Source organism: Candidatus Jordarchaeum sp. (assembly GCF_052745115.1).
This window is the reverse complement of record NZ_JBRAKS010000258.1, coordinates 1-5,561: the sequence shown is the minus strand read 5'-3', so window position 1 is coordinate 5,561 and position 5,561 is coordinate 1. Positions and strand designations below refer to the sequence as shown.

Below are 5,561 nucleotides of genomic sequence, written 5' to 3'. Positions count from 1 at the left end.
CGCAGGGAACGGCGTCTATGTTGGCACCCTCATGGGGGCTGCGTCTTGTTTAGCCCTTTAAGCAAGCCAAACTCCTCAGCTACCGACAACTATTAATATACTCTATTTTAAATAAATTTTTTGACGGTTCATCCCTGAGATTGAAGTCTGGGGCTTTCCCGCCAACGATTCCTGTAATTCTTTTTAGAGATATTTTTCGAATTGTTGGGCAGTGATTTTGTTACTTTTAATAATGTCCCTGTACAAGTACGCGCTGGGGCGTGGTTTTCTTTCCAGTGTTTCGTAGTCAATTTCTATTAGTCCGAATCGCATGGAGTAGCCTAGGCTCCACTCGAAGTTATCCATTAGTGACCAGTACATGAATCCTCTCAGGTCTAATCCGTCACGGATAGCTTTGTGAACCTCTCTTAGATGAATGAGGATGTATCTGCAACGCTGCTTATCATCTTTGGTGGCTATTCCATTCTCAGTGACGTAAACCGGCTTGCCGTACTTTTTTACGGACATTAGTTGCTTGTAGAATCCTTCGGGATACACCTCATACATATCTGTAGATTCTCCTCTTCTAGATAACATCAACTCCAAAACCTTAGGATCGTTAAGTCTGGGAGATATTTGTGAGCGGGTATAATAGTTTACTCCAATTATATCCCACGAGTCTTTTAAATATTCTAGTTCCTCGCCTTTTCCAAAGGGTTTCCTAATGATTCCGGTGTGTATTCCTTCAAGAAACCATCTGTTAGTTAATTCGTCCATTCTTTCTGCTTCCTCCACATCCTCCTTCACGTTGGGGTCTACGGGGTCATAGTACATCATCTGTTTTACTATTCCTACTTGGGGTTTAATTTTGAATCCCATGTCTTTTACAGTTTCGTGTATCGCACGGTAGCATTTTCCATGAGCCATTAAGAAGTGCTTTCCCGCCGTGTAGAATTCGTTCATATCATTATGGCAAGGTGGGTGGACGCCCAGACCGTAGCTAGCATAGGCTACCCAAACCGGTTCATTAATAGTATTGTAGAAAGGGATTAGGTCTCCCAGCGATTCCACTACTTTTCTGGTGTAGCGTTCAAAGAGTTCAACAACCTTGGGGTTTAGCCATCCTCCCTTCTCAGCTAACCAGATAGGATCTGTGAAATGATGTAGTGTAACCATGGGAGTGATGTCTCTATCATTTAGAGCTTGGATTACCTGGCGGTAGTGGTCTATTTCTTTTTTGCTCCACTTGCCCTCTTTGGGTTCTATGCGGCTCCACTCTATTGAGAATCGGTGAGTATTGTGGCCTAATTGTTTAATGAGGTCGAAGTCCTTTTCATACAAGTTGTAATGGTCACAGGCACGTCCTGAAATGGATCCATCATTTATGTGCCCACCTTCTTGCTCCCAGGCCCACCACTGGTTATTAGTGTTGTTACCCTCTACTTGATGTGCGGAGGTTGCAGCACCCCAAAGGAAACCTTTGGGAAATTCGATATCTTGGTAAGCCTCCTCTTTACGAATCATAATTAATCTTCCTCTGTTCATTTTTTAATTGTTAGTCTTTATTTAATAGACTAAAAAAGGGTTTCTCAAAAAAGAGCTAATTTTCTTAAGGAATAATCTTTTCGGTAATAGGTTAAATTTATTAAAGCCTACTACTTTCAGATAAACAAGCATTAAAGTGATGCTATGAATTTTTAATAGAGATATTATATTTTAGAGGAGGTTAAGGAAATTGTCTGAGGAGTTTTCATTAACAAAGATGAATAGACCTAAGAGTCCGATGACGGACATGGATAAAAAGCACACACCAGTAATCACGGCTCCGGACAGTGCGAAAGCCAAAGAGCCTTTCAGCGTGTCCGTTAAGGTAGGGGGAATCGACGGGGTTGAGCACCCTAATATGCTGGGCCACTGGATTAATTGGGTTGAGCTTTACGCCGGTGAGAGATTCTTGAGCAAAGCAGAATTCGCTCCAACAGTATCCACACCAGAAGCCACGTTCCACATTATTCTAGAAGGTCCCACCGAACTTAGGGTAGTGGAATCTTGCAATCTTCACGGACTCTGGGAATCAAAGAAAAAAATTGATGTGAAGTAAATCAAAATTAAAAATCAGAAGGAAGCAAACAAATATCCTTCTCCCTTTTCTATTTTTACAAAATTTTTCCCACATTTTGAGACATCATAAGTATTTTTGGAATTGCTGTTCGGTTATCTTATTTCCTTTAATTATGTCTCGGTATAGATAGGCGCTAGGTCTGGGAGTTCTCTCCATAGTGTTGTAGTCTACTTCCACCAATCCGAATCTCTTGGCGAATCCTTCGGCCCACTCAAAATTGTCAATTAGAGACCAGTACATATAACCCTTAACACTCAATCCATCTCGAATTGTTCTGTGTAACTGGTAGAGGTGTCTTAGAATGTAGCGGCACCGCTGCTCATCTTTCATAGTGGCTATACCATTTTCGGTTACATAGACCGGTTTTTTATACTTCTTTACCGACATTAAACTATGGTAGAACCCCTCTGGGTAAACCTCCCACCCCATATCAGTGGTTTCCGCTCCTTCAGGAACATTCATGGATAAACTAGACCCTCCTTCAGCTTGAATCTCAGTTATAGGAGTTGCAAGTATCCGCGTGTACCAATTTACCCCTATGAAGTCCCAAGAATTTTTCAAATAATCGAGTTCCTCGCCAGTTCCAAATGGTTGGGCAACGATACCCGATTGTATTGCATCTAGGTACCATCGATTAACCATATCATCCATTAATTTTGCCTGTTGAACATCAGCATCCGAATCAGGATCCAGAGGAGCAAAGTAGGGAATTTGTTTTACAATGCCTACCTTTGGTTTAATTTTAAACCCCTTATCTTTCACAGTTTCATGTATTGCTCGATAACTTTTTCCGTGAGCCATGAGCAGATGTTTACCAACTGTTAAAAATTCGGATAAATCTGTTCTACAGGGGGGATGGATTCCTAGAAAATACCCCAATGAGGCAACCATCATAGGTTCATTAATAGTGTTGTAGAAGGATATTAGATCACCCATGGTTTCTGTAACTATTTTGGTATATCGCTCAAAGAGCTCCACTGATTGGGGATTAAGCCAGCCTCCTTTCTCCTGCAACCAGATTGGGTTAGTGAAGTGGTGTAAGGTTACCATAGGAGTTATGTCTCGATCTAGAAGAGCTTGAATCACCTCACGGTAGTGCTCTATCTCCTTTTCACTCCATTTGCCTTCCTTAGGTTCTATGCGGCTCCACTCTATAGAGAAACGATGAACATTGTGTGCCAGCTCTTTTGCTAACTCGAAATCCTTTTCGTACAGGTTATACTGATCGCAGGCCCGTCCCGAAACAGATCCATCATGAATGTGGCCGCCCTCTTGCTCCCAGGCCCACCAGTGGTTATTGGTGTTGTTGCCCTCAACTTGGTGGGCGGCGGTTGCAGCACCCCATAGGAAGCCCGAGGGAAAAATTATTTCTTTATATTCTTCTTTTGGCGTGGTTATCTCCTCCCACTTTCTTGTGCTTAAAACTATTATTTTGTACCATTTCTTTTGTTTCATTTCATATAAAAAATAATTGGTTTCAGGATATTAGCAATATAAATTTAGAATGGTTCATAATTTAGTCTTTACTTATTTTGGTTTGTTCTGAACTGCTGAAGATTCCAGTAGAAGGTGTGCAGGTATTGCTTGTAGTTTTTTCTTTTGATGAATTCGATTGACATTTTTGTAAGAATATCGATTGTGGAGTTCAACATGAGCTTCCCGATTTGCTTTGAAGATTCAGCAGGGTAGCCAAAATATCCGATGGCTTTCCCGTGTTTGTCAACTACATTTCTGTCAGAGAGTTTAATCACGTTTACTTCTATGGATTCATAGTTTTTATAATCTTTCTTGACGAGGGGTTCTTTTATGTTTAGCATCATTGAGGTTTCGCCGTAGCCGGCATGCCAATCCTTCGGGTATTTTTCCATAATTACACGTAGCTCTTCCGGTAACTCCTCAACTCCGCCTCCGAATATTTGGGATAGATAGTATCCCATAGGCGAGAAAATGATGTCCCCATATTGTTGGTTAAGTTCTTCACAGGCCTCTTCAATAGCCACCGAAAAGGTCGGTGCCCCATGGCATGCAAATATTATAATATGTTTGAAATCATAAACTGCAAGTGATTTGCCCAAGTCAAATATAATATTTTTAACATTTTTCGCATTAAACTCAATGGAACCAGTCTTATCCAGAGTACCTGTGCCTATCGGTATTGCGGGATGAATTAGAACATTGTAACCATTCAACTCCCGTTTTATCTTCTCACCTACCCCCTTGGTAATAAATATGCTTTCAAAAAAATCGGTTCCGATAGGTAGGTGCGGACCATGCTGTTCGAGTGGGGCTATTGGAACTAGAATAACTGTTTTCTCCCTTTCCATTGAGTCTAGTTCTTTCCAAGTTAAATTCTCAATGGGGATTACTATGGAAGACATAGAATCTATAAAACAGCGATTTCACTTATAGCTTCCGTTTCCAAAGTTGAAGGATGGATAATAATAGGAATAAAAAAAATTATTGTTGTCCCCAAATTTCCTTTTTGGTCTTTTCTAGTAGTTTCTTAACGTTTTCTTCTGTAAACTGGCTATGGGAAAACATTCTCAAGATTTCACATTCAATTTTGAGATTCGAAGAGATGTCCGATGTTAATGCCCTATTTATGGTCATTTTTCCCAAATATAGTAATAGGGGGTTTGTGCTCATCAGTTTTTTAGCAAACTCTGTAACTACGTCCATGAGTTTTTCTTGTGGTACCACATCTAAGACAAATCCAATATCCTTAGCGTACTTGGCGTCGAATCTTTCTCCAAGTAGAATTGTTTTTTTCGCTATCTGGGGTCCTAAAATTCGGGGCATGATAGTCATGCCTGTGGCTATGGGGAGCAATCCCACTGCAATTTCTATGGGACCCATGATAGTGTCCTCGGTGCAGAATCTGAAGTCGCAGGAGGCGGCGAACTCGTATCCTCCTCCAAGAGCGTATTTGTGCATCGCTGCGATTACTGGAGGTCTCAGGGTTTTGAGAAGGAGATTAACCTGTTGGACCTTGTATACCGTGTCGTAAATAAAATCCGGTTCTAATTCCAAATGCTTTGTAAAGGTTTTGATGTCTGCTCCGGCGCAGAAAGCTCTTCCTGCTCCTTTAAGAATAACCACTTTTACACCCCAGTCCTGATCGATTTCGATTAAGGTGTCGTAGAACTGGTCAGCTAATTCCCTATTTATAGCGTTTAGGGATTCTGGTCTATTTAGAGTTATGGTTGCGATTCCATCCTTCTTTTCCCAAATTACCACTTTATCCATAATTTTCTACTCCTCAACTTAATATTCTTCTGGGGTCACGCCTAGTGCGTCAACTATTCTGTTAATCATGTTGAAGTAGCCCATAAGTGTTGCTATTTCTAAAATTTCCGCATCCCCAAAGCCCACCTTTCTCAAGCGTTCCACATCCTCGTCCGTGACCGTAGTTGCATTCTCGGTCGCTTTCCTTACAAAATTTATTGCCATAATTGTTTTT

6 protein-coding genes are annotated in these 5,561 nt (G+C 41.1%); 1 reads left to right on the top strand and 5 read right to left on the bottom strand.

What is annotated here, in order from left to right; all coding sequences use genetic code 11:
* Nucleotides 1-183: 183 nt before the first annotated feature.
* Nucleotides 184-1,503 (bottom strand): glycoside hydrolase family 1 protein, encoded by a 1,320-nt coding sequence (locus ACUVXA_RS15365; RefSeq protein ID WP_445872161.1) that lies wholly within the window; start codon nt 1,501-1,503, stop codon nt 184-186.
* A 211-nt stretch (nt 1,504-1,714) separates the two neighbouring features.
* Between ACUVXA_RS15365 and ACUVXA_RS15360 the strand changes: the two genes are divergently transcribed.
* Nucleotides 1,715-2,080 (top strand): class II SORL domain-containing protein, encoded by a 366-nt coding sequence (locus ACUVXA_RS15360; RefSeq protein ID WP_445872160.1) that lies wholly within the window; start codon nt 1,715-1,717, stop codon nt 2,078-2,080.
* 84 nt (nt 2,081-2,164) lie between these two features.
* On the opposite strand, the gene ACUVXA_RS15355 is transcribed toward ACUVXA_RS15360, so the two are convergent.
* From ACUVXA_RS15355 to ACUVXA_RS15340, 4 genes are all read right to left on the bottom strand, one after another.
* Nucleotides 2,165-3,556 carry a glycoside hydrolase family 1 protein gene (locus ACUVXA_RS15355; protein ID WP_445872159.1) on the bottom strand — a complete coding sequence of 464 codons (1,392 nt, stop codon included), beginning with the start codon at nt 3,554-3,556 and terminating at the stop codon, nt 2,165-2,167.
* 68 nt (nt 3,557-3,624) lie between these two features.
* Nucleotides 3,625-4,479, bottom strand: a complete 855-nt coding sequence (locus ACUVXA_RS15350; RefSeq protein WP_445872158.1) for a creatininase family protein — start codon at nt 4,477-4,479, stop codon at nt 3,625-3,627.
* A gap of 79 nt (nt 4,480-4,558) precedes the next feature.
* Nucleotides 4,559-5,347 carry an enoyl-CoA hydratase/isomerase family protein gene (locus tag ACUVXA_RS15345; protein ID WP_445872157.1) on the bottom strand — a complete coding sequence of 263 codons (789 nt, stop codon included), beginning with the start codon at nt 5,345-5,347 and terminating at the stop codon, nt 4,559-4,561.
* Between the two features lie 18 nt (nt 5,348-5,365).
* Nucleotides 5,366-5,561 (bottom strand): carboxymuconolactone decarboxylase family protein (locus tag ACUVXA_RS15340; RefSeq protein ID WP_445872156.1); only part of this gene is annotated, 196 nt, incomplete at its 5' end.

What these genes read in the sequence shown, in the direction of transcription:
- ACUVXA_RS15365 (WP_445872161.1), bottom strand. Translation starts at nt 1,503, where the DNA reads ATGATTCGTAAAGAGGAGGCTTACCAAGATATCGAATTTCCCAAAGGT.
- ACUVXA_RS15355 (WP_445872159.1), bottom strand. Translation starts at nt 3,556, where the DNA reads ATGAAACAAAAGAAATGGTACAAAATAATAGTTTTAAGCACAAGAAAG.
- ACUVXA_RS15350 (WP_445872158.1), bottom strand. Translation starts at nt 4,479, where the DNA reads ATGTCTTCCATAGTAATCCCCATTGAGAATTTAACTTGGAAAGAACTA.
- ACUVXA_RS15345 (WP_445872157.1), bottom strand. Translation starts at nt 5,347, where the DNA reads ATGGATAAAGTGGTAATTTGGGAAAAGAAGGATGGAATCGCAACCATA.